26 protein-coding genes, 1 tRNA gene and 1 pseudogene are annotated in these 26,757 nt (G+C 54.4%); 11 read left to right on the plus strand and 17 right to left on the minus strand.

Translation table 11 applies throughout. The annotated features are described in order from the left end of the window. Position 1 precedes the first annotated feature (1 nt). Both CCASEI_RS00815 and CCASEI_RS00820 read right to left on the minus strand, forming a co-directional pair. Complete coding sequence (locus tag CCASEI_RS00815; RefSeq protein ID WP_006823868.1) at positions 2–463, minus strand: FHA domain-containing protein FhaB/FipA; 462 nt, start codon at positions 461–463, stop codon at positions 2–4. Between the two features lie 184 nt (positions 464–647). After that, positions 648–1,511, minus strand: coding sequence for an FhaA domain-containing protein (locus CCASEI_RS00820; RefSeq protein ID WP_006823867.1), 864 nt, complete (start codon positions 1,509–1,511; stop codon positions 648–650). A gap of 221 nt (positions 1,512–1,732) precedes the next feature. On the opposite strand from CCASEI_RS00820, the gene CCASEI_RS00825 reads away from it, so the two are divergent. Beyond that, positions 1,733–1,817 (plus strand) — tRNA-Leu (locus tag CCASEI_RS00825). Positions 1,818–1,895: 78 nt separating this feature from the next. Here the strand turns inward: CCASEI_RS00825 and CCASEI_RS00830 are convergent. From CCASEI_RS00830 to CCASEI_RS14920, 8 genes are all read right to left on the minus strand, one after another. Then, the gene (locus CCASEI_RS00830; protein WP_025386884.1) at positions 1,896–2,894 is read right to left on the minus strand and encodes an SDR family NAD(P)-dependent oxidoreductase; all 999 of its coding nucleotides are present in this window, start codon (positions 2,892–2,894) and stop codon (positions 1,896–1,898) included. A 105-nt stretch (positions 2,895–2,999) separates the two neighbouring features. Further along, entirely contained in the window at positions 3,000–4,118 is a 1,119-nt protein-coding gene (locus tag CCASEI_RS00835; protein WP_025386885.1) for an ATP-binding cassette domain-containing protein, read from the minus strand. After that, the gene (locus tag CCASEI_RS00840; RefSeq protein ID WP_025386886.1) at positions 4,109–4,768 is read right to left on the minus strand and encodes an ABC transporter permease; all 660 of its coding nucleotides are present in this window, start codon (positions 4,766–4,768) and stop codon (positions 4,109–4,111) included. The genes CCASEI_RS00835 and CCASEI_RS00840 overlap by 10 nt, the downstream gene beginning before the upstream one ends. Then, a complete protein-coding gene (locus tag CCASEI_RS00845; protein WP_006823863.1) occupies positions 4,768–5,529 on the minus strand; it encodes a hypothetical protein in 762 nt (253 codons plus the stop codon). The genes CCASEI_RS00840 and CCASEI_RS00845 overlap by 1 nt, the downstream gene beginning before the upstream one ends. Before the next feature lie 127 nt (positions 5,530–5,656). After that, on the minus strand, positions 5,657–5,956 hold the full coding sequence (locus CCASEI_RS00850) for a hypothetical protein (RefSeq protein ID WP_006823862.1): 300 nt from the start codon (positions 5,954–5,956) through the stop codon (positions 5,657–5,659). Positions 5,957–5,974: 18 nt separating this feature from the next. Further along, a complete protein-coding gene (locus CCASEI_RS14275) occupies positions 5,975–6,592 on the minus strand; it encodes a hypothetical protein (protein WP_155894803.1) in 618 nt (205 codons plus the stop codon). Between the two features lie 442 nt (positions 6,593–7,034). Further along, the gene (locus CCASEI_RS00860; RefSeq protein WP_006823860.1) at positions 7,035–7,985 is read right to left on the minus strand and encodes a nucleoside hydrolase; all 951 of its coding nucleotides are present in this window, start codon (positions 7,983–7,985) and stop codon (positions 7,035–7,037) included. Between the two features lie 169 nt (positions 7,986–8,154). After that, positions 8,155–8,463, minus strand: coding sequence for a hypothetical protein (locus CCASEI_RS14920; RefSeq protein WP_155894804.1), 309 nt, complete (start codon positions 8,461–8,463; stop codon positions 8,155–8,157). A gap of 85 nt (positions 8,464–8,548) precedes the next feature. Between CCASEI_RS14920 and CCASEI_RS00870 the strand changes: the two genes are divergently transcribed. Further along, positions 8,549–9,676 carry a sensor histidine kinase gene (locus CCASEI_RS00870; RefSeq protein ID WP_006823858.1) on the plus strand — a complete coding sequence of 376 codons (1,128 nt, stop codon included), beginning with the start codon at positions 8,549–8,551 and terminating at the stop codon, positions 9,674–9,676. A gap of 368 nt (positions 9,677–10,044) precedes the next feature. Beyond that, a complete protein-coding gene (locus CCASEI_RS00875; RefSeq protein WP_025386888.1) occupies positions 10,045–10,728 on the plus strand; it encodes a response regulator transcription factor in 684 nt (227 codons plus the stop codon). A gap of 403 nt (positions 10,729–11,131) precedes the next feature. On the opposite strand, the gene CCASEI_RS15575 is transcribed toward CCASEI_RS00875, so the two are convergent. Further along, entirely contained in the window at positions 11,132–12,694 is a 1,563-nt protein-coding gene (locus CCASEI_RS15575) for an ATP-binding cassette domain-containing protein (protein ID WP_155894805.1), read from the minus strand. 154 nt (positions 12,695–12,848) lie between these two features. Here CCASEI_RS15575 and CCASEI_RS00890 point away from each other — a divergent pair, with 154 nt between their 5' ends. From CCASEI_RS00890 to CCASEI_RS14630, 3 genes are all read left to right on the plus strand, one after another. Next, positions 12,849–14,084 carry an IS256 family transposase gene (locus CCASEI_RS00890; protein WP_025386891.1) on the plus strand — a complete coding sequence of 412 codons (1,236 nt, stop codon included), beginning with the start codon at positions 12,849–12,851 and terminating at the stop codon, positions 14,082–14,084. A 421-nt stretch (positions 14,085–14,505) separates the two neighbouring features. Then, on the plus strand, positions 14,506–15,087 hold the full coding sequence (locus CCASEI_RS00895) for a P-loop NTPase family protein (RefSeq protein WP_025386892.1): 582 nt from the start codon (positions 14,506–14,508) through the stop codon (positions 15,085–15,087). A 49-nt stretch (positions 15,088–15,136) separates the two neighbouring features. Beyond that, positions 15,137–15,448 (plus strand): CHY zinc finger protein, encoded by a 312-nt coding sequence (locus CCASEI_RS14630; RefSeq protein WP_081466687.1) that lies wholly within the window; start codon positions 15,137–15,139, stop codon positions 15,446–15,448. Here the strand turns inward: CCASEI_RS14630 and CCASEI_RS00900 are convergent. From CCASEI_RS00900 to CCASEI_RS00910, 3 genes are all read right to left on the minus strand, one after another. Continuing rightward, complete coding sequence (locus tag CCASEI_RS00900; protein ID WP_025386893.1) at positions 15,445–16,074, minus strand: hypothetical protein; 630 nt, start codon at positions 16,072–16,074, stop codon at positions 15,445–15,447. The two genes, CCASEI_RS14630 and CCASEI_RS00900, sit on opposite strands and share 4 nt — an antisense overlap. 154 nt (positions 16,075–16,228) lie before the next feature. Continuing rightward, positions 16,229–17,584 carry a M20/M25/M40 family metallo-hydrolase gene (locus CCASEI_RS00905; protein ID WP_006823852.1) on the minus strand — a complete coding sequence of 452 codons (1,356 nt, stop codon included), beginning with the start codon at positions 17,582–17,584 and terminating at the stop codon, positions 16,229–16,231. A gap of 68 nt (positions 17,585–17,652) precedes the next feature. Further along, a complete protein-coding gene (locus CCASEI_RS00910) occupies positions 17,653–17,838 on the minus strand; it encodes a hypothetical protein (protein WP_006823851.1) in 186 nt (61 codons plus the stop codon). Between the two features lie 187 nt (positions 17,839–18,025). Here CCASEI_RS00910 and bioB point away from each other — a divergent pair, with 187 nt between their 5' ends. Next, entirely contained in the window at positions 18,026–19,006 is a 981-nt protein-coding gene (gene bioB / locus CCASEI_RS00915; protein ID WP_006823850.1) for a biotin synthase BioB, read from the plus strand. Then, positions 19,006–19,278, plus strand: a complete 273-nt coding sequence (gene bsaP / locus CCASEI_RS00920; protein WP_025386894.1) for a biotin synthase auxiliary protein BsaP — start codon at positions 19,006–19,008, stop codon at positions 19,276–19,278. The genes bioB and bsaP overlap by 1 nt, the downstream gene beginning before the upstream one ends. 4 nt (positions 19,279–19,282) lie before the next feature. On the opposite strand, the gene CCASEI_RS00925 is transcribed toward bsaP, so the two are convergent. From CCASEI_RS00925 to CCASEI_RS00935, 3 genes and pseudogenes are all read right to left on the minus strand, one after another. Next, on the minus strand, positions 19,283–20,509 hold the full coding sequence (locus CCASEI_RS00925; protein WP_006823848.1) for an allantoate amidohydrolase: 1,227 nt from the start codon (positions 20,507–20,509) through the stop codon (positions 19,283–19,285). 2 nt (positions 20,510–20,511) lie between these two features. Then, positions 20,512–21,294, minus strand: a pseudogene (locus CCASEI_RS00930) (FAD-dependent oxidoreductase); the annotation flags it as partial. Between the two features lie 31 nt (positions 21,295–21,325). Continuing rightward, positions 21,326–22,527, minus strand: a protein-coding gene (locus tag CCASEI_RS00935; RefSeq protein WP_404825273.1) for an IS3 family transposase whose coding sequence is annotated in 2 segments (ribosomal slippage) — positions 21,326–22,233 and positions 22,233–22,527 — 1,203 coding nt in all. Because the reading frame shifts where the segments join, the coding sequence is not laid out codon by codon here. Between the two features lie 795 nt (positions 22,528–23,322). On the opposite strand from CCASEI_RS00935, the gene CCASEI_RS00945 reads away from it, so the two are divergent. Genes CCASEI_RS00945 through CCASEI_RS00955 form a run of 3 tightly spaced genes read left to right on the plus strand, consistent with a single transcriptional unit; the run spans position 23,323 to position 26,746 of the window. Next, positions 23,323–24,933, plus strand: a complete 1,611-nt coding sequence (locus CCASEI_RS00945; protein WP_169731169.1) for a SpaH/EbpB family LPXTG-anchored major pilin — start codon at positions 23,323–23,325, stop codon at positions 24,931–24,933. Positions 24,934–24,969: 36 nt separating this feature from the next. Then, positions 24,970–25,920, plus strand: coding sequence for a class C sortase (locus CCASEI_RS00950; RefSeq protein WP_225868420.1), 951 nt, complete (start codon positions 24,970–24,972; stop codon positions 25,918–25,920). Further along, positions 25,910–26,746, plus strand: coding sequence for an LPXTG cell wall anchor domain-containing protein (locus CCASEI_RS00955; protein ID WP_006823843.1), 837 nt, complete (start codon positions 25,910–25,912; stop codon positions 26,744–26,746). Before CCASEI_RS00950 ends, CCASEI_RS00955 begins: the two co-directional genes overlap by 11 nt. Positions 26,747–26,757 lie beyond the last annotated feature (11 nt).

A 26,757-nucleotide genomic window follows, 5' to 3' on the forward strand; every position in this document is an offset into this window, starting at 1 on the left:
TTTACGCCACCAGCCTTACAGTCGAGCGACCCAGTTTAATATCAGTGTTAACGCCTACGTGTTCAGGCTGGTCAATGCGGCTACCACCAACAAAAGTGCCATTGCGGGATTCCAGGTCTTCTACAAACCACTGGCTGCCACGGCGGAACAAGCGAGCGTGACGTGATGACGCGTAGTCATCTCCCAACACAAAATCACAGTCCTGGGCACGGCCCAAGGTGAAGTCTTCCAGACCAGATAGCGCCATATGGGAGCCTGCTAAAGGACCGTCAATAATTTTGATTTCGCGCGCTGATACCGTGCGCCCCTTCACGCGTGGGGCAGCAGGCTCAGCCTTCAATGCCTGGTAAGAGCCGGCCGCCTTGTTGGCATCACGGCGCATTGCGTTCAAGGCCACCAGAATAAACAGCCACAGGAGAATCAGCAGTCCGATCCTCAGTCCGGACATAATGACTGAATCCATGGGGACCTCCTTAATAAAACGTCTGAAACTAGCTTAGTCAGGCATGCCAACTAATTCAGTAGTGCTGGCACTAGTTCCGTAGCGGAAAAGCATAACCGGTTTTCGTTCTCGGTGAAACATAAAAGTTCGTGCTGAATATGTTCCGACTTTCAATACACAGTGGTTTTAGGTCACTGGTGCCTAATTAATCCTCAAGGCCGGTGATACGCACTTCGATCTGCGAATGACCCATAGTAATGATGTCACCGTCTGCAAGGAGCCAATTTTCAATTGGAGTCTCATTGACGGTGGTGCCGTTGGTGGATTGCAGGTCGGCGAGGACCGCGTCTTTTCCATCCCAGGTGATTTCCGCATGCTGGCGGGAAACCCCGGTATCTGGCAGGCGCAGATGAGCATCATTGCTGCGTCCAATAATGTTGGAGCCTTCTTGCACGTGGTAGGTACGCGAAGAACCGTCCTGCAGCAGTAGGTTAACAGCAGGACCGTGCGTTCCGGCCTGCTCCTGTGAGGCTTCCTGGCGTACGAATGAGGTGGTTGCTGCTTCCTCAGCCGGATAATTGGAATCTGGGTTAGTCATGGAATCCTCCTGGGCTTGTGAATCCGAAGACTCGGTGTCTTCGTCTTCGTTGGCGTCGTGAAAAATCGCGTCAAAGCCGATTTCTTCTTCTGGTTCGTGCGTAATGAAAGAGGAAACCCGAAGCTGACCGGTGCGTAGTGATGATTCCTCACCGATTCGAACCACAACTGGGCCGGCAAGTTGCCAGCCGCTGTTACGGATGAACCGTGAGATTTGGTCAGCAAGGTCAGCCGGAACTGAGCGATTGCGGGAAAGGTTTTCTAGATCTTTGGAGCTCACGCCGACAGAGTAAACATTTGGGCAGTACAGCAGCTCATCATCACCGCGCACGACATTGTCATGTGCTTCTTGTTTGAGCAGCTCTTCAATTTCGGCTGGAACGACTTTGCCTCCGAAGACAAATGCCATTCCGTTGTCGAGGCCCCGCTGCATGGCGGAATCTAAGCGAGCTAGTTTTTCTAATAGTTCCATGGAAGCGGCGCCTCCTTTCTGTCTGCGTTCTTAATGAAACCTTCTTTATTATAGGCAACCATAGACGTAAACCAATAGCTCGCGCGCGCCAATTGGATAGTTTTGTTGGGAAAATCCTAGGTTGTTTTTAGGTACTGAACAGCCGTTTTGGTACTAGTGTGATATTGCGTGCTATCGTTATCTAGTCGATATGAGCCGTTAGGTTTCATGTTCTTCACCCAGCCCGGGTGGCGGAATTGGCAGACGCGCTGGCTTCAGGTGCCAGTGTTCTTTTAGGACGTGTGGGTTCAAGTCCCACCTCGGGCACAAAATTTTGCTCCGAAACATTTTCTCAGATTATGTTTCGGAGCAATTTCTTTTGCTTAGCCAGTTTTGAAATCTAGGCTACTGCGCCGACCAGCCGCCGTCGGAGGCGAGGATTTGGCCGTTGATGTTTACGGAGTCATCGCTCAGTAGCCACGTGATGGATTTGGCCAGTACTTCGGCGGTGGTGACCGGTGGGATCAAAGCCATGAATGGCCCGAGGCGCTTTTGCCCGAACTCAGACTTGAAATCACCTTCAATTCCAGTTGCGGTTGGGCCAGGAGCAACCGCGTTAGTGCGGATGTTGTTGGGGCCGTATAGGAAAGCGGCGCTCTTGGTTAGCCCGACTACTGCATGTTTGGAAGCGGTGTAGGCGGTTCCGGCTGCGTTGCCGCGCAACGAGGCTTCCGATGCTACGTTGACCACGGAGCCACCACCGGTTTTGAGCATGACGGCGATAACGGAGCGGCTGAGCTTGAATGTGCCGGTGACATTGACAGCTATGACGCGTTCCCAGGAGTCATTATCAACTTCATGCAGTGGCAACATGCCGTCCATGATTCCCGCGACATTAGCCAGGCCATCGATGCGGTCGCCCGCTGCCTTTACGATTGATTCGATATCGGCGTCGTTGGTGATGTCACCAGTAACAGTGACAATGGTGCCTTCGGGTGATGCTTGCGCTAGTGCTTCAAGGCGATCTGCGGTGACATCGACGGCGATTACTCGGCCACCTTCGGCGATGATTTGTTCAGCAGTGGCCTTGCCGATTCCGGATGCAGCTCCTGTGACAATGACCGTCTTTCCGGTAAACCGGTCTGTGGATGCGGCAGAGCTGGACTCTTCTGGAATGACGCCACCATTGGCTTGGCGTACTAATTCGTCTGCTGCTTCCTGGGTGAACTTTCCTTGGCTGAGCTCAACCAAGGAGTTCAGTGGAAGATTTTGGATTTTATCGGTGACATCTTCACCCTGGCTCATTGCACCGAGGAACTCACGGATGATCGGGCCGCCGGTGGGGTGGGCAAGCCAGCGGGCAATTGTGTCTTTACCAGTAATTGGCGCGATCTGATCGGACATGTTTTCTCCATTCTCAATGGGCACATTCACGTGGGCGTTGCAGTGACGCTTGGAAGGTAGAATTTAAAACCCCGGCAGCCGCGGCATTCGCTCACGAGGTTGAGCCTACCTGCCTGCGTGAGGAGACCGTGGTGTAATTTCCTGTAACTCCACCTGGGCGTAGATGCGTAGCTCTTCAATAAAGTTTTCATCATGGCAAGCCAGAACGATTCCGCCACCGCGTTGTAGGTGAGAAGCAAAACCTGCATGTAATGCACTGCGGCCGGTGATATCTAATCCGACATCCGGCTCATCTGCACACAACACTTCCACCCTTTGTCCATTGTCTGCGCCGATGACCGAGGCGAACTGCGCCAGCCGCAGTGCACGCTGCGACAAATCCAATGGGTGCTCCTCGCCGTCCAAGTCGAACTGCGCACGCAGCTGTGCATCCGGAACCATCTGCTCCACCCGCGAATCAATGACTTGGTCAATCGGATCCTGCAGCATCAACCCAATCCGAGAGTCACGCTCTACTAGCGCTTTCATCAAAGTAGTTTTGCCGGTGCCATTCGCGCCACGCAACCACAACACGCCACCGCGCGGAACTGAAAGAGTCAGCGGACCTATCTCAAACTGGTTCGTGTGTAATTTCCGAAACTGCCACCAGCGCCGCGTGGCGGATCCATTCCGCCCTACAACATCCGGGAACTGAAAGTCAGACTGATCTTCCAGGCTGGTTTGATTCACTGGCTCTGGCAGTTTAAGAACCGGCTGTTGTCCTAAATATTGCGTATCAACATTCCCAAGCCACGCCTGGTGGCCAGCAACCACCACGTCAGCGGCGAGGGTGTGAATGTAACGAGATACCGCATCGCGGGAAGTGGGGTCGAGGCCGGCAAAGGGGTCATCGAGAAGCACCAGCGGAGCATCAAGAATTAACACCGTCCCTAAAGCTAAACGTCTAGTCTGCCCGCCAGAAAGTTGATTCGGCGCACGGTCAAGAAGATCGTCCAAATTCAAGGCTCGAGCAATCGCAGAAATGCGCCTGCGCATCTCATCAACCTCAACCCCGCGCTGTTCAAGACCAAAAGCTAACTCTTCTTCCACCGTGGGGCGCAGATACGTAATATGTGCCCGCGGATCTGATGTCAGCATGACCGCGCCAGTAGTACTTTCATACAATGCTGTTAACTGCCTGGTAAGCCCCGCGCCAGACTGGCCAACAATTTGTTTTATAGCCATACAACCACCACCAATGCCACAATTGGCATTAACCACCGAAGAGCTTTTTCCACGCCAGTATCTTTCACTGGATTCAATACCGTCCGCCGACCGGTGCGCTCCAAACCGGAAACTTCCAAAGGAATAGCGCGTGCCGCCCCGGCTGAAAGAAGTCGCGTAATCAGCGGCAGAACCACAAATTCCACTGTCTTCAGTGGGCCGCGAGTATTGTGCTCATGCGTGCTCAGCGCACGAAGATGATTGGCGTATCTAACGGACGCCAATGTGTCACGGCCCTGTGGAAGAAGCTGCACAGCAGAGCCCACAATGTACGCCACCCGTGGCATGTGGCTTAAGGGTTTCACCAGCTCTGACACTGCGATTGCACTAGCTGCTGTGAGAAACGCTGACATCAACGCAATAAAACGAACACTGAGCTCCAGTGCTGTTGACCAGTCATTTCTGCCAAACGGGACGTGGATTACCACCATGGATAAACCCACCGGGATGCTCAACGCAATAGTCGCCGCCAGCACGGAGAAATTACGCAAGCGCACCATCGCTATGAGCTGTGCGAGCACCGCGACAGCGGCACTCACCGCTAATTCATTAAGGCCGAGCACCACAATCCATGAGCTTGCCGCAGTGACAATCCAGGTCAGTGGATTCATTAGTGGCTGAGGCTTACTTCACTTCGGTTGGGCGACAAAGCGCGCCGGGTTTTCTTTGGCAATGCTGCAATAACGGCGAAGACGATCACCATGATGAGGCCCTTATCCAGCGGGTCAGAAATGAAGGATTGCAGTGTGACCGAGCCCAGGAGCGAATTACCCATTTCGCGGAAGAGGCTTACCAAAGCACCGGTACCCACACCGGCTGTACCGCCGTAAACGAAGGCGGCCACGGGTGCGGCGATGGCACCGGTAATCAAACCAAGTACCACACCAGAAGCAAAAGCTAGGAAAATATTGCGGAAAGCTCCCTTATGGATGGCCCAACCTGCCAACCAGCCCGTCAACGCAGAACCAGCCGCGAAAGGCAATGCCAGAGGATTAAACAGTGCCCACACCACGGAACTTAAAGCACCGGTTGCTAAACCAGCGCGCGATCCAGCTAGCGCTGCCACCAAAATAGTGCCGACTGCGTCCAAGTACAAAGGGATACCAATGGAACCGACTACCTGGCCGATAAGAATGTTAAGAATCAACGCCACCGGGATAATCGCAACGGTACGTGCCGGTAGCGTAGGCAAAACACCCGCTAGCAGCGCCAAGGTACCGCCAACATAACCGCCCAGGGTGATCAATGCTTCGGTGGATCCACCCACAGATTCCCAGTCCGTAGGGCGAACAAGAACTAGATAAAGCCAGGTTGCGGCGATAAGTGCGGCACCAACGGCAACTAAAACTTTGTGCGTGGAGGATCGTGACATGCGGAATTTTCCCCTAGAAAATCATAAAACGACTGAAACGTTCACGTCCTATGTCACCTCGAACGCGAATCGATTTCAGAGTATAGCGCCGGCGGAGCCTAGTGCAGAAATAGCGCGGATCTATTTCTTAAGCAGGAGGGCCGGAGAAGAAGAACCCAAAAGCAAAGAAGATCACGATGGCCGGCGCGGCCAAGGAAAGTATGGCGGCAAAATACAGATCGTAGGCCTTGTGCTTAGCCGCGGCATAGCAATTGCCAATGCAGATGGCGAGGAAGAGTATGCCAAAGATGACCAACGATGGTGTCCACCAGTGCTGAGAAACTATCCAGAAAAGGTAGCCCAAAGCCAGTGCGACGATCGCGCTTGCCCAACCAAATAGCCTGATCTGTTTCAGGCTTGAAGAATGTTCAGATTTCTGAGAATACATGGTTACCTCTCTCGAGAATTAGCATCCGTGCCAGGTTGGAACGGCAACGATTGCTGCTTCTAGGTAAGTGCGAGCCCACCCAGAAAACTGCCCCCGAATCTCTCGTAGACGGGAAACGAATTCTTGGTCGCAGTCACAGGTTGGTCGATTTATGTTTAGACAGTGATCATGGCCCATGCATGCTCTATCCAATTCGTTGATTGGTTCTCCGGGGCCAGAATTATTTTTTCCACACCAGTTGCCATAGTTGGTTGGATTCAAGTCTGCGGGCTGTGCCAGTTCCTGTTTACCTTTGGAATCGCTTGTGATGTCATTTGCAACCTCGGCGATCTCAACAATACGTGGGTCGACATTGTCTTGTTCAGCCTCATTAACATCATAAAAGGTTGATCCGTCGAGGTTTGTCGTAGCGTATTTATCCAGAGTTAGGTGGATTTCACTTTCAGTAGGGTACTTGTCTGCCTGAAGCGATGAATCTACATTGTCCTCCGTAGTTGCATTTGAAGGGACGTTTGAACTGATCATGATTGCGCTGAAAGCGGCGAGGAGTGTCAATGCAAGGGTTGCAATATGATTGCTGAGCGTTCTTTGAGAGTAAGGGTGCATTGGAAATGTTCCTTTCGGTAGAGATTTCACGAGAGATGAAAATAGAAGTTTGACTTCTTAGAGTTCTGAGCAGGATTCGTTTGTAACACTTAGGAAGTTCATTGCCGACTAGCTTGAAAAGCGACTACAACTAACAGCTTCCAGAATTCCGGTGTTGTTAAGCACCAAGGTTTTGTGCTTTCCGATAGAACGAACCTGAAAGTATGGACTCTCGGAGTGGATGATTAGTCGCAGAATGGTAGACGGTCATCGGTGATAGCAGGGATGCATAAATTTTCGCGGGTTGCCTTCACAGATAACCATTCATCAGAAATAATCTACGTCCGGTGAAAAAGTCAGGTTGTCTAGTATGAATCCCCCTTTCGTTACTTGTTTGATGCGGATGCCAGTCTGGCATGTTCAATGCTTCATTTAAAGGGGGATTGGCAAAGACGGTACTTTCGTACCGTCTTTGTCAAAAGGGGTTGACTTTTTACTGACCTTTTGAGTCATTACGCGCTGCGCGAAGGAGTTCTGCGTGGGCGGCGGTGACATCGGCGTCATCGACAAGCAATGCGTTGGGCTCTCGTCCCCAATGCCCGCGCATATCAGCAACGGTGGTGCCGCGCATGAGCTCCGAATCGGCCTCGACATCCACGGTGACCTCACGGGTAGTGAAAGGGGCTTTGCCCAGCGCAATCATGACGGTGAGCAGATCATGAATCTGCGCCAGATAGCCCTCGCCTTGGCTTTCGTGAAACTCAAAATAAAACCGCAGCATCTCGGGCAGGTATGAGGCGATGGGGGCGTCGGAGAGGGCATCGATAAGCAACTGCAACGAATCCGGATTCAAGGTGAGGCGCTCTGTCACACCCAAAGAACACACCGTGATAGGTTCTGTGGCCTGTGCGAACGCGGTCTTTGCCGCGTGTGGATCCACCCACGTATTCCACTCCGCAGTGGGCGTTGTATTGCCTGGATATAAGTAAGTACCGCCCATGAGCGTGGTGCGCGGTGTTGGCCCAAAAGTAGCAAGGTTGGTTGCCGGGCCCGTGACAATCAAACGCAAATCAGCATGCTGGCTCATCGCATCACGCCACAAATCCTGCCAGTTGCTCGGGCTGTGTTGCTGGTTTAGGTGCTGGCTGATGTGTTGGGGACCTGGATTGATATATCCCAACCCAAACTCACCATGTGTTTCTGGCGTGGTGGTCAATGGAACCTTCAGCGGCACCGGCTGACCGGGGAGAACAGGTATGTGGCCCAGCCCGCACTGATCAAGCACCCACCGGGTATTGATTGCTGTCTGCGTGACATCAACGTTGCCGGCAGTGGTTGTCGCGCCAACGAGGTTAACCTCGCCCTTTTGGTGCAGCGCCGCCAAATACAACAGCGCCAATGCATCATCAATACCGGTGTCACAATCAATGAGAACAGGAATCATAGTCTCCAAGTCTAAAGAAACCACTCCCAGTTGAATGTGAGACGCGCTGCGGTTTCAATAGCCCGAATACTTAGGAGCTCGGTCCGTAGAAAGCGAAGCCAAAAGTCACACAGAACACGATGGTGGATGCTTCTCGGAAATGCCAAGCAGTGAAGTACAGACGCCGAGATTAGCGTTGTTTAGTACGTGAAGCTATGACGAAGCCACTGCCGAAAAACAGAAGGCTCGTTGCGTAAAACACCAAGAACATCGTGTTGAATCCGAGATTTCCTACAAAGGAGAAGAAGGCGGTGAACACCGAGACGGCTGCAAAACCTAGTGAGATTATGGCGAGCTGGTTAATGAGCGGACGCTGGAGTTTTGGTGGGCTATTGCGCCGGGAAATGACACTGCCTGCAACGAGAAAACCTAAAACCGTCAAGCCAAAGGCGGTCCAATGTTCAGTGGCGCCCAAAATCAAAGTAGCGGCGACAAACAAGGAATCATAATTGAGCTGTATGGAGCGACTAGCGCAGTATGAGGCATACTATCCCAGTGCTAGGTATCGGTAGAAGGGGCTGTGAATGTTGATGGATATACGCCGGACGCTTTTGAGGTTCGTGCCGCCGGCATCATTGTGGCCGGGGCTTTTTGGCGTCATTGTTTTCGTCGCTAGCTATTTCTCCTCGCCAGAGCCGTTTTCAAAGCCGTGGATTGTATTTGCTTCAATCGCGACGGTGGCATGCCTATTTTTGATGCCGTGGTACCCACGTTCAGCATGGGTCGCATCCGTGGCATTGTTCATTTTCATTATGAGCCACTCCGTCATTGGTGTTCCGGCACTATCGCTCATGTTCTTGGTAGTCATCATGGTATTCGCTGCGAAAGGCTACATGGTTGCCACTGTCGTGGGCACCATCATTATTTGGTACGCGGGATTGGGCGAGTGGGCAAATGGCGAATTTATACCTTCAGATTGGGTAGAAGCAAGCGTATGGGCGATGGTCGTTTCCCTGTCTGTAATTGCCGGATATGTTTCATACCGATCCGGACGGCAGCAAAAGTACTTGCATGAACAATGGGATACCGACGTGAAAACGCGCCGGGAAACCATGGGCAAGATGCTGCACGACTCCGTTGCATCATCGCTGACCTCATTGATAATGCGCCTGGAAGCGATGAGTCTTCAGCCTGACCTAGCACCAGCAACGAGAAAAGAACTAGTAGATCTTTCAGAGCAAGCTCGCTTGTCGATGAAAGAAGTACGCGATCTTCTCCGTACGCTGAGCACTGAAGATAGTCCGCGAGCCAATGAACCGGCGCTTTCCATTTCTGACCAGCTCCGGAAGACAACGAGTAATCTAAAATCCCACGGATTTACCGTAATGCTCACGGGCAGTATTCCGAAAGTCACTATCAAACCTGGTCATCTGAAGGTCCTACGGGAAGTATTCGGCGAGCTATCCACCAACATTGTTAAGTACGCAGAGCCACATTCCACGGTCGCGTTTTCCTTCCACGACACCGGCTCGAATATCCACATGAGTATAACCAACGTTATTCGCCCACAACACCACAATGAATCACTGTCTTCCGGAATGGGAATACCAGCATTGTCCACTTTGATGGAGGGAATCGGTGGAAACCTCACCATTCTCACCAGCTCAGATGAGTGGAAGTCCGAACTCGAAATCTCCTATGACACCGAATAACACCGAACGACAATGAATTAACCCCCCTTAGGGTGGTCACTTTCGTACCCAATTCCTGATAGATCTGGTGTATTCGGCTGCATTAAAGGAAGAATGAAAGGCAAGGAGCTTGTCCTTCATTAGCGAAAGTGGGAATCGGGTGAAAATTTCGTGGCGTGGCCGAATCGTAGCGGGCCTGGTGGTTGTGACGATGCCGGTAGCGGGAGCACCGGTTGTATCGGCTAGCCCTGCAACTCCAGCCGTGATGGTGCTACAAGAAGAAAACCATGCCATCTTGACACCACTTTTTGTGGTGCTGACCAGCCTCAGGGGGCCGCTCAAGTGTAAGCGCCCTTCCACATTTCCCTGGTGCCGATAAGGTTTTGATGATGCGTAAAAATAATACTTCCTCTATCTGGGTCATGATCGTTGATGATGAACCCATTATGTTGTCCGCGCTGCGGACCTACTTCTCTTCGACCAGTGACATTCGTGTGGTAGCCGAAGCCAGTGACGGCACCGAGGCTTTGGCGTTGCTCGACACCGTTGAAGTCGACCTCGTCCTGGCTGATATCCACATGCCTGAAATGGACGGGGTCACGCTGCTTCGGGAAATACGCAAAATGGAAGACCCACCCGTGTTCGTTGCCGTCACCGCGCTGGACACCGATGACACAATGCTCGAAGTCCTTGCGGCTGGTGGGGCCGGATACATTGTAAAAAGCTCACGGCCACAAACAATCATCTCCGCCGTTCGTGATGCAGTCGAAGGTGGTATGTCCGTATCGCCCTACGCTCTGAAACGGTTGGTGGGGCACCTCCCCGAAGAGAAGATGTGCGGCAAACCACCAAGAATCAATCCGCCGTCGACTGGATTCTCACTCACCGTGCCCGAGAAAAGGGTGCTGCGGCACCTGTGTAATGGCAAATCAAATACAGCCATCGCAGAAGCGTTGAACTACTCAGAATCCACGGTGAAGAAGCAAGTCTCAAACCTCATCGCTGTCTTCGGCGTCGATTCACGTCTCAGTCTTGCCGTTGCCGTTATCCGGTCTGGGCACCTCGACGAATAAGCGAAGACCCCGGACTAGGCTGTTTCAAAGCCTGACAGTTGCTGTTGCAATACGTCTTGCAGGATGTCGATGGTGGGCAGGCCAATGAATCTAACCTCCAGTGGCGTGCCAGGCATCGAACTTATCTTTGAGCCCGCCGAATTTAGCGCCTCATTCTTGTTCTACCAGGGGCATGTGAACTCCTGTGCCTTCAGAAAGCGCTTTAAAATTGGGCGGTCATTGTTTCAGCATCATCAACCCAGATGACAAGGTTCATGCGTTGGTTAGCGGAGTCGTCCTCACCGAGCTCGTGGTTGTCGGCACACATGCGGTCCCACCCACCGATTTGAAAGTCGCCACCGAAAACCTCTTGGTAGAAGATGAGAGCCTCACGGGCGTTGCCACGAAAGCCAACATAGCTGGTCTAGTTTTGGTTTGAGTCTGTGGTGTCTTCAGCAAATTCATCGGTCATAATTTCTGGATCAGATTCCGAGGGACTACCTAGCGTAATGGTGTAATCAATACCGATCTCTTCGCAAAAAGCGTCATCGTGGCTGACCACAATGACCGCGCCGTTATAGCTGGACAAGGCATCCACCAGCCATTGAGTAGTTGAGATGTCCAGGTTGTTTGTGGGCTCATCTAGGATGAGTAGCTGCGGGGCCGCGAGCGCATTGCAGGCAAACTCCACCCGGAAACGCTCACCTCCAGATAAACTCCCCATCTTTTGATTAACCATGTCATTGTGGAACAACAACTGTGCGAGCTGGTCACGAAGCTCCTGCGTAGTAAATTCTGGCCGGCGCTTAGCTACGGTTTCCATCACGGTGAGATAAGGTGCGAATTCAATGCGTTGGCGGATAAATCCAACGTTGCCGATCACATAATCCACGGCAGAATCGCTATCTGCTGTCAGCGTGGATTCCTGATTGGCAGCGCAGTTCTGACTGGCGGCGAAGATGTGATTGATGAGCGTGGTTTTTCCTGACCCATTCGCACCCGCGATGCGAAGGTACTCCGGGCCCGCCATGATGAACTCTGTTCTGCCTTCAGCATTAGGTGGTAGCTGCAGCTGCAAGACTTTTGTACCGGCGGCAAGTTGGGTGGGCGGCAAAGAGACATAGATCTGGGAATCCTTACGAACCCGACGCTGCGCTGAATCGAGATCGAGCGCGGCATCCGCTATTCCTTGCGCATGTTTATGTGTTTGCTTCGCAGCAGTGTTTTGCGCACGCGCTTTGTCATTGCCTAAAGCTAAGCGACTTTTGCGCCGGTTGGCAATGTTCTTCTTGCCCTTGGCGGCATCATGAGCAATCTGGGTGGCTAGCGCAGCGCGCTCATCTTTCTCCTTTTTTAAGACGGACTTGGCGTCACGCACTTTCTGTTGCGCAGTGTGTTGTTCTTGTTCAATAGCATCAAGATAGTTCTGATAATTTCCGCTGAACTGGCGGAGCTGGCCGTTGAACAGCTCAGCAATTTCGCTCACATGCGCCAGCAATTGGCGGTCATGGCTGACCACGATGACAGGAATAGTGCTCGAGCGCAGCATTGAGACCAGTTTCTGCATCGCCTCCGTATCCAGATTGTTAGTCGGCTCATCCAACAAGACTAGGTCTGGTTGCTGCGCAAACACTGCGCCGAGAGCAACAGATACGGCCTCGCCTCCAGAAAGTGTTCCGATAGTACGACGTATATCGAGCGCGCCGATGAATTGCTGGACGTGTTCTTCCACATTCCAGTCATCGCCGATGGTGGCAAGTAATTGCTCGCTGTACTCACCTGATTCAACCGCCTCGATAGCGTTGAGAATTTCTGTAATGCCGAAAACATCAGCGATGGTCGCCGAAGTATTGAGACCTAAGTCTTGAGGTAGATACCCAACGTTTTCGGGTACTTCAAGGTTTCCGGAGGTAGGGGAGTGCTCACCCAATATTAGTTTCAGCAGTGTTGATTTACCCGAGCCATTATCACCAATGAGCCCAGTCAAAGGCGCTGATAGTGTGCCAGAAATATCGCGCAAGGGCTGTGTCCCGTAGCATGGTGTATCTGCAACTATCGGTGAGGGCCTGATGAATGCATGAGGCGACCACCGTAGTACCTTTCGAATCAACTCCTACATCTCCTCGAAAGGGATAACCACGATGGCCGCTGCCCCTTATTCTATAGACCCGACTACCTACTTAGACGAATTGCTCGCTCAAGCATCCCCAGATCTCATGCGCGAGATGCTTCAAGGTTTCATTAACCAAATCCTCTCGACCCAAGCTGACCAAGTCTGCGGCGCCGATTACGCCACCACGTCTGAGTCTCGCACCAATGTCCGCAACGGCTACCGCCACCGCGACCTAGATACTCGCGTGGGTACCATCGATGTTGCAGTACCTAAGCTACGCACTGGATCGTTCTTCCCGGACTGGCTCCTGGAACGACGAACCCGGGCCGAACGAGCACTCACCACCGTGATAGCCACCTGCTACTTGAAGGGCGTATCCACTCGCAGGATGAACGATCTTGTCGCTAGTCTAGGTATCAATAATCTCTCAAAATCCCAGGTCTCTGAGATGGCGAAAGATCTTGATTGCATGGTCGAAGATTTTCGCACCAGGCCACTAGATACCGGCCCATACTTGTATGTCTCATGTGACGCGTTAACCATGAAAGTCCGTGAAGGCGGACGAGTGGTTAAAACCTCCGTACTCCTTGCTACCGGGGTTAATGCTGAAGGCTACCGCGAGCTACTAGGCATGCAGGTCGCTACATCGGAATCAGCATCGTCATGGACCGGGTTCTTCCGTGACTTAAAAGCCCGCGGGCTTAATGAGGTCTATTTGGTAACCAGTGATGCTCACTTAGGTATCCAGCACGCGATCAGTGACGTGTTACCGAATGCGTCCTGGCAACGATGCCGTACCCATTTCGCCAAGAACCTCTCAGCCATGGTCCCCAAGACTCAATGGCCGACATTATCGGCGATGTTTCACACGATATTCCAACAACCAGACTCAGAATCGGTGTGGTCCCAAGCCAAAGAGGTCGTGACATTTTGTGAGCAGAAGTTCCCACACGTGGCCGACTACCTAGAAGAAGCCCTCGATGAACTCCTAGCGTTTACCAATACCCCGAAGTCGGTGTGGAAGAAAGTCTGGTCGAATAACCCCACTGAACGGCTTAATCGTGAAATCCGGCGACGTACAGATGTTGTTGGAATCTTCCCTAATCGTGACGCTGTTGTGCGCCTTGTTGGTTCTGTGTTGGCAGAACAACATGATGATTGGATTCAGCAAAACCGCTACATGTCACTGACTAGCCTTGAGCAAACCAAAGCAATGATCACCGCCAACGTCATCGACGCTGACACCACCAAGGAGGTTGCATGAACCAGTCACAGCACCGAGCACGTGCTGGTCCCTGAGGCCATCACACTGCTTGTTTCAACGAAAGGCAGAAACACCACTTCCCAGGACTTGACCTCGCGCAAGCACGGGGTGCCGTTAGACCAGGTGAGGGAAACTTTGTTGAAGGTGACGTGAGAAAACGAACTATTTAAAAAAGTAGACATGAAAGCAGCGCCTTAGTGTGCAGTAGAAGTGGGACTTCCTGCTGAAGGCATGCTTCGCTTGCGCGCGCTTCAGCAGTGGTTATGCGGTGCGGCGTGCAATCTTCACGTCTTAATCCTGTTCTTTGACAACAAATACGCCGATGACTGTAGCACTATTCATTCAGTAGCGGAAGAGGCAAGCAAGACGGTAGAGGTTATTCCTCTTTGCTTCTGGCTCAGCTATCGGGAAGGTCTTTGTCATGTCACGTGCCTCAACCATGGATGTTTTAGACGCACGCCGGATTGTAATCCAAGGCGTGACGGGTGCAGGTAAATCCACCGCAGCTCGTGAATGGGCGTCGCTGAAGAATCTGCATGCTATTGACTTTGACAATGATGTTTTGTGGATGCCCGCGGAGCAATCCCCGTGGACCTTATTTTCCCCCGAAGAACAGCGCGAACGTGTGCTGGAACATATGAAGTCTCAAGCCTGGGTGATGGCTTCTTGCGGGTCCAAAGTAACGGACATTGTATATCCGGAAACAGATGTCATCTTATATTTGGATTACTCGCCATGGGTGTCATTTAGCCGCCTATTTAAACGCACCATGTCCCGTTCTTTCTTGGGGCAAACCTGCTGCAACGGCAACCGTGAATCTTTCCGCTTGTCCTTGATGAGCAAAGATTCCATCTTCTTGTGGTGGATCAAAACGTGGCGCTCGCGCCGAGATCTTGCGCGCACCATGGAACCAGATCCCACCGTGCCGCCGGTGTATCGGCTTAGCCATCCGCGGCAGTTTCAGGCCCTACTGCATTATGCCGCGACCCCCACGGACTCCTAGTTCGCGTAAAGCTAAGGCGAGCAAGTGATTGAAGTCTAAGCTGGGCGGTATGGCCACAATTTACGGAGACGTTCTCGATGAAGCGGGGCGCTGTGCGCACTATCATTCCGCGGTAGACGTGATTGCGAATAAGTGTGCTACATGCGATAAGTATTGGGCATGCTATGAGTGCCATGCTGAGATGACTGACCACAGCTTTGGAGCGATGGACCTGGAATCACCAGCCGTGATGTGTGGGGCATGTGGCCGCGAAATGGTGTTTTCAGAGTATGCCGGAAGCACAAACAGCTGCCCACAATGTGGACAGCTGTTTAATCCGGGGTGTTCGCTACACCGCCATATTTACTTCAAGCTTGATTAGCGGGAAGAACCCTGAACGTTGGAAGAGCCCTGCTCCACAGCGTCAGACACAATCTTTGCTGCATCTGGAATGCGGAAGGTGACCACGTTCGCTACTGGAACGTCAACGGTTGGCATACCTGGCTGAACCAGCACTGGGATGACCTGCTTGCCGTTGACATCAGTGTTGGACTTGTTGCCAGTGTTCTTATTGCCGGAGTTGGTGTTACCGGAGTTGGTGTTACCGGAGTTGGTGTTACCGGAATTGTTGCCAGAGTTGTTCTGGTTTCCCGAAGTATTGCCGGAATTATTTCCGGAGTTGTTGCCGGAATTGGTGTTGCCGGAGTTACTGCCGCCGTTGAGGCCACAGCGTGCGATTGCTTCATCCATGCGGGAGATCGCAGCGCGGATTTCGCCGCCACGGGAGTGGAAGTTAGCTACAGCAAGTGCCTGCTGCTTCTTGGAGTTGTAGTCAGACGCGTTGGTGTACTGGGATTCGGCCTGGGAGCAAGAGATTTGACCTGATGGCATCTTTGCCAGCATGTCATCGACAACATCTGCGGATGCGATGGCTGGGCTAGCAAGGGTGGCAGTCAGGGCAGTAGCGGCTGCGATCAGCCCGGTCTTCGCGGAAGTCAGTTTTGGCATAAGCGCATTATGTCACACCAGTAACATTCGCAAAACCGCTAGAGCCTGTGAATTCCCTGGCCGGGCGCACAGAAACGCGCTGGCCACGGGCTTTTGTCTTGGAATCAGACCTATCTCACACTGTATGTGTGCCGTATTTTCACTCAGGCGGTGTTTAGCTGAGGCCCACAAACTTGTGCACCAGTGAGTCGTAGGCGCGCACTGTTAGCTCCAGGTCCTCGAGGTACAGATGCTCGTCATGGCTGTGCAGCTGGGAGTTGGCGCTGGCCATGTCGCGCTCACGTGCGTGCATCGCAAAGCCATAGGCCCTGCCGCCATTCGGGCCTTCCAACCGTCGCGCAAAGCGCAGGTCGGAACCGCCGGTTGCGTGCACAGGTACTACTGCGGCCTCTGGGAAGAACTCCTTGGTGGTGTTCACAATCGCGTCCCATAGGGGACCATCGGTAGGCGAATGCGTTGCTGGCTCGGTGATGAGGTGCTCAATTTCTACCTCATCAGCCAAATCCCCTAATGCCTCACGCAAGAAGACATCCAGGTCCTCTTGGGTTTGGCCTGGGAATGGGCGAATATCCATCTCCAGCCAGGCATGCGATGGCAACACGTTAATCGCCCCGCCAGCACGCAAAACCGTCTGCGCAATGGTCGTGTGGGAAAACGCATGGGCATAGGCCGAAAGCGCCCCGAATTTTTCATAATCAGCATCAGCGGCCGTGCCATCGATGAGAGTCTGCTGCGTTGTTTCATCAAACTTGAAGGCGCGCACAAAGCCTTCCCATGTCTCGTTGGACACTGCCGGCGGCTGAGCTGCTGCAATGCGGCGCGCAACCTCCGCTATCTTGACCACAGCAAAGTCTTTGCCAAAGGGCGTGGAGCCATGCCCGGCATCCCCGTGGATGTGAATGCGGCGCTGACCCGCGCCTTTCTCACCCACGTTAAAACCAATGGCATCACTGCCATCTAGTGCGGGCAGGTGCGAACCACCGGTTTCGGATAGACAATTGCGCCAGGAAAATGCCTCTGGCTGGTTTTCTGAAATCCACTTCGCGCCGAGTCCGCCACGCGCTTCTTCATCGGCCAATCCCACAAAAGTCAACGTGCCCTGTGGACGCTGGCCCTGCGCTGCCTTGCGCGCCACCTCACGGGTAACTGCTGCTTGGCTGGCGGTGATAAACAGCATGTCCACTGCGCCGCGGCCATAAAGCTTGCCATCTTCAATCAGCGCCTCAAACGGTGGCTTGGTCCACTTCGGCTCATCCACCGGGACCACATCAATATGGCCCAGCAACGTCAAAGGCTCCGCCTGTGGATCGGAGCCTTCCACTGTGAACGCCACCGACACCCGCCCTGGGTGCGGCTCAAACTTCTGCACCTTCACCTCGGTGCCTTCAAAGAACTTCTCCAACGTCGCCGCATTTCGGTATTCCTCACCCGAATCGGCCGTTAAGTCATTCACGCACGCATTACGGATAAGTTCTTGCAGCAATTCCAAAGTGTCTTCATACAGGCTCATACCGGCCCATCGTAGTGCCCAAACGTTCAATGTGGCCGAGATTCATGCGCGCATGTGGCGGCGTGGGTTTAAGGCTTTTGCTTCTTGCTTACTGCACGTGCGACGAAGTAGCCGACGATGGCTGCGATGATGAGGATGATTGCCATTTCAACAATGCCGGCGCCCAGGCCGGTGACGGCAATCAACCCAGTTAACACGGCGATTGTGAGCAGAAAAGAAAGAATGAAAGCGATTACTACAACAATGGTCTTCATAAATTTCCCCCGGTGGTAGGTGGCTGGATCGCCTGCCACGGTACATGCAAAAAGCTTCTAGCGGATTCTTCAAAGCGGGTTTTTGATAGTTCTTTCGGATGAGAAATTACCCTACAATGAGGGAATTAAACGGTGTTTAAGTCTGTCAATTAAACAGGGTTCAATTGATGGTTTAGGCTGCTGTGTCATGACTATCATTGACGTCGCACGTGAAAAAGCTCTGGGACAGGGGCACGGACTAAACAAAGAAGAACTCATCGAGGTTCTCACCAGCGATGACTCGCAGCTGGAAGAGCTGGCGGACATCGCGCACCAGACACGGTTGAAGTGGTGCGGGCCGGCAGTGGAGGTTGAAGGGATTATCTCCATCAAGACGGGTGGTTGCCCGGAGGACTGCCACTTCTGCTCGCAGTCGGGGCTGTTTCAGTCGCCGGTGCGCGCGGCACGCTTGAACATTGCGGAATTGGTGGAAGCGGCGAAGAAGACACAAAAGTCAGGCGCAACCGAATTTTGTATCGTTGCCGCGGTGAAATCCCCGGACCAGGGCCTGTTGGATCAGGTTGCGGTGGCGGTGCAAGCCATTGAGCGGGAAGTGGATATTGATATCTCTTGCTCCTTGGGCACGTTAACGCCAGAGCAAGCGCAGCAGCTGGCGGAGATGGGCGTCAAGCGCTATAACCACAATCTGGAAACCGCGCGTAGCTTCTTCCCGCAGGTTGTCACCACGCACTCCTGGGAAGAGCGCAAGAACACCTTGGACTTGGTGCGTTCGGTGGGCATGGAAGTGTGCTCCGGCGGCATCATCGGCATGGGCGAATCATTGGAGCAGCGCGCGGAATTCGCGGTGCAGCTGGCGGAGATTTCTCCGTGTGAGGTCCCGATGAACTTCCTTGACCCACGCCCCGGCACACCTTTTGCCAACCGCCCGCTGGTTCCCATGGGTGATGCCCTGCGCGCGGTGGCGGCTTTCCGTTTGGCCATGCCATCAACCACCCTGCGCTTTGCCGGTGGCCGCGAGCTTTCTTTGGGTGATGACGGCACCGAAAAGGGTTTGTTGTCCGGTATCAACGCAATCATTGCTGGAAACTACCTGACCACTTTGGGCCAGCAGATTGAAAAAGACATTGACATGCTCGGACGCATTGACCTGCCCATCAAGGCTCTTTAATGCCGCGGCATGAAGCCACGTGGCCGCCCCAGTTGGGCGAGCTTGCCGCCGCAGTCGCAGCAGGTGAGACACCCATCTTTCACCCCAACACTGGCCAAGAATTCAGCACCGGGATAGAGATCCAGTTACACGCCGCCGCGGCGGCCGGGCTGGATGTTCCACGCTATTGCCAGTTATGTGGGCGGCGCATGGTGGTCCAAGTTCGCCCCGATGGCTGGCTGGCTCACTGCTCCCGGCACGGCGACCTGGATTCCGCGCTGCTCGATTCTTGATGTGTTAGAGGCTCAAGTGCCGAAGGACATCGGCTAGCCGGAGCGCACCGGTGTCTACGTCTTCAGCTTCTGCAAACTCCGCAGGAGAGTGCGATGTTCCGGTGGGGTTGCGCACAAAAAGCATGCCGGTAGGGATGTGGGTGCTAAGAATGCCGGCATCATGCCCGGCTCCCGTGTCTAGGACCGGTGCGCTGGCAAGTACGCTCTTCATTGCTTCGCGCAATTTGCTGTCGAAATGGACGGTGGGGGAGAAGGACTCCTCATCAATACGGATTTTGCAGCCCTCAGCCTCCGCCAGCTGCTGTGCGCGCTGGGTTATCCGCTCGACGATGGCCTTGGTAGTTTCATCATCACGGTGTCGCACGTCGATCCACAGATCGACTTGGGAGGCGATAACGTTTGTGCCGCCGGGTGTGACCTCGAATCGGCCCACCGTGGCGCGTGCTTGTTTGACGCTTTGGCCCTCTTCTCGAACGGCGGAAATGATGTGCGCACCCACAAGCATGGGGTCGTGCCTGTCCTGCATGCGGGTGGTACCCGCGTGATCACCAGTTCCTGTAATTCGGGCATGCCAGCGGCCATGGCCCAGGATGGTACCGGCGATGGCCACCGGTTTATCGAGGTCTATCAAACCCTTGCCCTGTTCGATATGGAGCTCGACAAACTGCGCTAGTCGGGCCAAGCCCTCCTTATCGGCACCGATTGAGGAATGGTCGAAGCCTGCGGCCTCCGCGGCTTCGGCGTAAGTGATGCCCTCTGGGTCCGTCAGGGTTCGTACCTTCTCCGGAGTGGCTGCGCCTGTCGCCAGTCGCGAACTCAGGCATGCCAAACCGAAGCGCGATCCCTCTTCTTCCGGAAACACTAATATCGCAATGGGGCGGGACGGCTCAAACCCTTCGTTTTTTAAGGCGGCGACAGCAGACAATGCACTTGCTACTCCCAGCGGTCCATCGAAATTGCCTCCGCCGGGGACCGAATCCAGATGGCTTCCGGTACCAATGGCATTGGTTCGCTCCTTGCTGGGGGTATCCCACCACGCCCATAAGATTCCGTTACGGTCTTGCTCTACGTCGAGCCCAAGCGAAGCGGCCTTCTCGATGAACCACTGGTTGAGCTTCTGCTCCGGCGGAGAGAATACAGGGCGGCTGTACCCACCGCGTACTGGGTCCCTTCCGATATCAGCGATTTCACTAAGCAGTGCGTTGGGGGTGAAAGTGATGGTAGTGGTCATAGTTATGCCTCCTGAAGGAATCGTTGTGGGTGAGCGCGGAAGAGCTCAGGTGTTTGAATGTCGCCAGTAACCAACTCATAGATGGTGCTGCCGATTAATGGTGCGAATTTCGCACCCTGGCCGGAACAAGCAGAAACAATGGTGATGCCCTCGGCGCGGTCGATGATCATGCGGTCATCAGGGATATTGGTAAAGATGCAAGTGGTCTCCGCGTATGGCTCCGGGATGAGTCCCGGGCAACTGCTCTTCACGAAGTCGATGACGCGTTGTCGGTTAGCTGCATCAACGACGCCATCTTGGTTTCCAGCATGTCCGATAACACGCCCACCGTTATATTCTGCGACTTTTTGTCCCCGGAATCCGGCATCACCGCCGCCGGGGAGTCCGTAGCCCTGGAACTCTGGCTCCTTGGAAATGAAACACGGCCAGGAGGTGTTTTCGCCCAGTGGGGTCTCTCCCCAGTCTGAGGTATCGCGGTAGTGGAAGTGGTAGGCATTTTCTTGGCGCACCTGGATTTCTGGCATTCGCTCTAAGAATCCTTGCGGCAACTGGAGATTTCCCAGCAAGCTAGGCAACCAGCCTCCGCTCGCGACGATGACCTGCTCTCCTTCGACGATATCGCCGGTGGTGGAAGTTACGCGATAGCCGGCGCCTTGGCGAGCCACGGATTCAACTTCCCAGCCACAGCGCAAATGTGCTCCTGCTTGAATGGCCAGATTGTTCATGGCGGCAACAGTCTCACCAGCGTTGATGACTCCTGCTTCGGGGTGCCAGAGAACGGGCCTGAACCCCGGAAAGTGGACACCGGGGTTTTAATCAAGAAGCATGTTTGAGTGTAGCTTCATTGTGCCGCTCAAACACGTTTGGCGCGAGGTGATTACACGACGAGTGCCTTCGTACCGTGTTGTACCTGGTGCACCACCGAAACACCTCGCTTTGACACACCGGCTGGTTAGTGAATGTTTTAGAATCTTGCAGCACTTCACGCTTCATTGAGGCGTTGAATGACTCGGCTAAGGCGTTATCTGCGCTGGTTCCGATTGCGCCCATCGACTGTGTAACCCCAAGCGCCGCACAGGTCTTTTGGAATGCTTGCGAGGTATAGACACTGCCGTGATCCGAGTAAAATATTGCCCCTTTAAGGCTGCCGCGCTGGCTTTTAGCAGCTGTGAGGGCATCGTGAACCAAGCTAGTGCGCATATGATCCGCAATCGCGAAACCCACCAGCCTGCGGGAATAGCAATCAATCACGGTAGCCAGATACATATTTACCCCACCCGTAATCGGCAGGTAAGTGATTTCACCGACATAGACCTGGTTAGGTTTGTCGGCGGTAAACTTCCGTCCGACCAAGTCCGCAAACGCTGGTTTCTTCTTATCCGAAACAGTAGTGGTGACTTTGCGTTTTTTCGTGTACCCAAACAGTTTCATTGACCTCATCACTCGTGCGACCCGTTTATGGTTGACAGGTCTATTTTGGGGGTTGTCGCTGAGCTCTGCCGTGACGCGTTTGGTACCGTAACAGCCCTTTTCTGCGGCGAACACGGCCTTGACTTTCGCGCCGAGGATAGCATCGCTAAACAAGCGTTTCTTGCGCTTGGCTGCCCCAGATTTCCATTTATAAAACGAGGAACGATTCAACTGCAAAACTTCACATAACCGCTTAACCGGGTAGGTTTTTCGCGCGTCGTCAACGAACCCGAAGCGGGTTACCAACTCGTCTCTTCCGCGAAATATTTAGCAGCCTTTTGCAAAATATCGCGCTCTTCTTGCAAGCGTTTAACTTGGCGTTCAAGCTGCCGGATCCGCTCGGTGTCGGTGACCGAGGCGGCCGAGGAAGAATCTGGGGTGTTGATCATGGTGTGCGCGGCTGCCCTGTACCTTTTGACCCAGTTATGCAAGGTAGCGCGGTTGATCCCGAGATCAGTGGCAATAGTGGTCAATGAAGCACTCGAGGAATTCTCATAGAGTGCGACAGCATCACGCTTGAACTCTTCGGTATAGGTCTTGCTTGGCATAGTGAGGAGATTTACCTTTCAGTCCCACATTGATGGGAAATTAGGTGTCTACCAAACAGGGGTCAGGTCCGTTTTCCTCGCCGTTCCTGATTGCTCTCAGCAACGTCTCTCAATCGGTCGTTTTAGAGGCGTCGGTGCTCACTGAGTTCTATGACTCTCCACTAACTTTGCAACAGCACCGTCGAGCCTTAACCCGCGAGACGTACTAGAGCGAACATCACGGCTAAATAGCCGCCAGAAATGCGACAAGTATCCACACAGGCACTTATTGGCAAAGTTCGGGATGCTCACTCTGCCAGAGTGGATAATCATCTCGTCATCATCAGGATTGTAATAGACGGGACGCGTGTCCGCTTTGCTGGGTTTTCTGGGTGGGTCTTTTGAGGGTCTTGTCTCCCGAATTCCCCTGAAAACGTCGGGGTAGGGGTATTCACAATTCACCGCCTGATCAATTGCAGTATACCGGCGAAAGTCGAGGTAATTCGTTTATGGTGCGCTGCAGTGCAGGATTCTCCAGAGCCAACCACATCTGAATGGGGGTGCTTAAAACGAACTTAAGAGTAGTTATAGATCACCCCTTTACTTTAACTAGGAGTTAAGCTATATATTATATGTCTTGTTTTTAGGGGCGGCATCGAGCGCGCTGAATGTCAGAAACCAGCCATTCAGATTGTTTTCCCAACCTATGGCGCTTATGTGGGACTGGCGCATCTGAGCGTCGGATGATAAATGATTTAATTCTTCAGGAGATAATCTATGGCCACCATCACCCGTAAATCGCTTTCGGCAGTCGCCGTGGCCTCATTGCTTGCAGCGGGAACATTTTTCGGTGCCGGTGCTGTCAATGGGGGGGCTACGTTCCTGCCCTCCGCTGCCGCTCAGACCACTCAGACCGCTGCGATCGATGGCATTCCGGAAACCGCGAGCCTGCAGATCAATAAGCGCCTCGGCCTGCCGGGTGAGACCCGGGATAACGGCACCGAGATCACCAGCGACGTTCCCGGTGACCCGGCTGAGGGTATCGAGTTCTCGATTTTTCCCGTCACCGGCATTGATCTGACCACCTTGGCAGGCTGGCAGGCTGCCGATGACCTGGATATCAACACTTTCTTTACCGGTGGAGGCCCAAATTCCTACAGCTCGCTGATTACCGAAGGATTGGGTGCGGAGCAGACCGCGACCACCGATGCTGGCGGTGTTGCGCCCTTCAACGACATCGATACCGGTCTGTACCTGGTGGTTGAGGAGGCTAACCCGACCCTGACCAATGGTCAGGCGGTTGCCCCGGCTGCCCCCTTCCTGGTCACCGTGCCCATGACCGACCCGGTCGATCGAACCACCTGGCTGGACACGGTGCACGTCTACCCGAAGAACCAAGCGGTGGCAGCGCCGGCCAAGACGATCGGCGATCCTGTTCCGACCGATGTAGGGGCAGAAGGACCGAACCTGACTGGCTCCTCGCTCGGTGAGCTCATCAGCTACAACATCCAGGGGCAGGTGCCCGATCTCTCGCAAGAGACTGCACTCAACGGGTTCACCATCACTGATAAGCTCCCTGCGGAACTGGGAGAGCCACAGGAGCTCACGGTGAGCTTGAACGGAACCCCGTTGGAGGCAGACGCCTTTACCTCTCGAACCTGGCCGGTCACGGAAGATGGAGCTGAACGACAGGTTTTGTCTGTCGTGCTGTCCGCAGACACCTTGTCCGGAGTAGCCGCCGAAGCTACCATCGACGTCGGTTTCAAGGCGGAGGTGACAGCTGTTCCGCAAGCTACCCTGGATAACCAGGCTTGGGTATCACCGACCGCAATCGCTGCCGCGGATGGTTGGAACCCCGGAGTTGACGGCCCGAACCCGGGTACCGTCTCGAACGCCACCCGCTCGATCTATGGTGAGATCAACATTCAAAAGACCGGCCAGGGTGATGACTTAACCGGACTCGCCAACGCGATCTTCGAACTGCACCGCTGCGATGCCGACGGCAACCTGGCCGCGGGCAGTCTGCCGATCCAGGTCGGCGGGACCACCACGTGGACCACTGCGGACGATGGCGGTGCGAGCATTTCCGGTATCCACCTGGCCAACGTGACCGACCAGGACGACTTGGCGGGTACCTACGACGACCTCTGGGCCGGGAACGGTGAGCAGTTCTGCCTGGTCGAAACCGAGGCGCCGGAAGGTTATGCGCTTCTGCCGGAGCCTGTGGGTGTGACTCTGCCCTATGGCGCTGACACTGTTAACCTGGTCAGCGTCGATCAGCCGATCGAAAACGTCGAGAATAATGCCGGTTTCTCCTTGCCGCTGACCGGCGGCATGGGTATCTGGCTGATTCTCGGCGGTGGCATCCTGTTGCTGTTGATCGCCGCGGCCTACTACCTGGTGACCCGCAAGCGCGATAACGCATAACCAACGGCCCGGTTATTTATAGCGCCACCGCGGTAGTTGCTGTGGTGGCTGGGCGGGCCAGATTCAGGAGTGTCAGAGATGACCGTGGTCGAAAAGGCTGGGGCGGTTAAACGCTCAACGGTCCATAAGGTCATCCCGATTGTGCTGGTTATCGCCGGCATTCTCGTGTTGCTCTATCCGGTTGCCGTCACGTATCTGCGCAATGCCAACCACGCCTCGATCGCGGATGCCTACCGCAATTCGCAGACCCAGGTACCTGAGGTTGATCGTGCAGCCTGGTTGGAACGTGCCCGGGAGTACAACGACACCAACACCAATATCCCGATCCTGGATCCGTGGTTGGCGCGGGTATCCAAGGAGAACGCGCCCTACCGCGGTTACCTGGAGCAATTAAATCCCACCGGGGATCCGGAAGCGCCCATGGCGACGGTGTCGATCCCGGCGATCGACTCGAAACTGCCGCTTTATCACGGCACTGCTGCGGAGACGCTGCAGCGCGGGCTGGGCCACCTCTACGGCTCCGCCCTGCCGGTGGGCGGCGAAGGGAACCATTCGGTGCTGACTGGCCACACCGGGTTGACCACCGCCACGATGTTCGACCGTTTAGATGAGGTTGTTGAAGGTGACGTGTTTTACCTCGATGTTCTCGGGGAGCCGCTGAAGTATGAGGTGGATCAGATCAAGGTTGTCCTGCCTAATGAGATCGATGATCTCCAGCCGGAGGAAGGTCGCGATCTGTTCACGCTGATCACCTGCACTCCTTATGGGGTTAACTCTCATCGTCTCCTGGTTCGCGGGACCCGTGTCCCGATGGATGAAGAAGAGCTCGAAGAGGCCTTCGGGGATGGTGGGCTGTGGCAGACCTGGATGACCTGGGTGCTGATTCTGGTGGCCATCGTCCTACTGATCATTCTGGTCCTGGTCCTTCGTATGCTGGCGCGGAAGCGCGCGGCATACCCAGGGGAGGGACGACACCGTGTTCGCTAATCGACGCCCCGTTCGCACCACTGCCGCGGCCGTAATCCTCGGTTTGCTCTGCACCGCGGCTGCCCCGTGTGCCTCCGCCCGTTCGGTGACTCCTGCGGTTATCTCGGAGTCTGTCCCGATTGTGGATGCCAATCAGCTAGGCCAGCTCACCCTGGAGTTTCGTGCACCTAACCTCAATGATGATAATCCCGGCCAAACTCACGTCGGTGTCCCCGTGAATATTCAGCGGCTCATCGGTATAGACCTGGGCACCAAGGAGGGGTGGCGGCAGGCTGCGATCTTGGAGGCCGAGGAGGTCCTCGCGTTCCCTGCTGACCGTTTCACGGACCACCGCTCCGGGAACACAGGCCCTGACGGCCGTGTCAGCTTCGCCAAGCTGCCACTGGGGTTGTACACCGTGACCGCACCTGAAGGTGCTGAGCTAACATTCGAACCTTTTGTGGTCACCGTGCCCATGACCAATGCCACCGGCACCGGCTGGGAATACTCCTTCATGGTGTACCCCAAGGCGAAGGTTGACGCTGGTACCCCGACCCGTGATCCAGAGCCTGATCCCATCCCGGGGCAGGAGGGGGCTGAACCCACCACAGAACCGGGTGGACCTGGGCAGACTAACAGACCGGGGGATTCGGGGCCGCCGGAAAGCACACCAGGCGACACAGAACACTCTTCCGGACAGCCGGAGAAGGCCGGTGCCAGCGGGGTTGATAAGTCCAATCGAGAGGGTTTGGCCAGCACCGGAGCCGCAGTCCTAAGCCTCGTGGCGGCAGGTCTGGCGATGATTCTGCTGGGCCTGTTCCTGCTGCGGCGGCGAAGGACTGAGTAATGATTTTTTCC

It is taken from the genome of Corynebacterium casei LMG S-19264, assembly GCF_000550785.1.
Lineage (GTDB): Bacteria > Actinomycetota > Actinomycetes > Mycobacteriales > Mycobacteriaceae > Corynebacterium > Corynebacterium casei.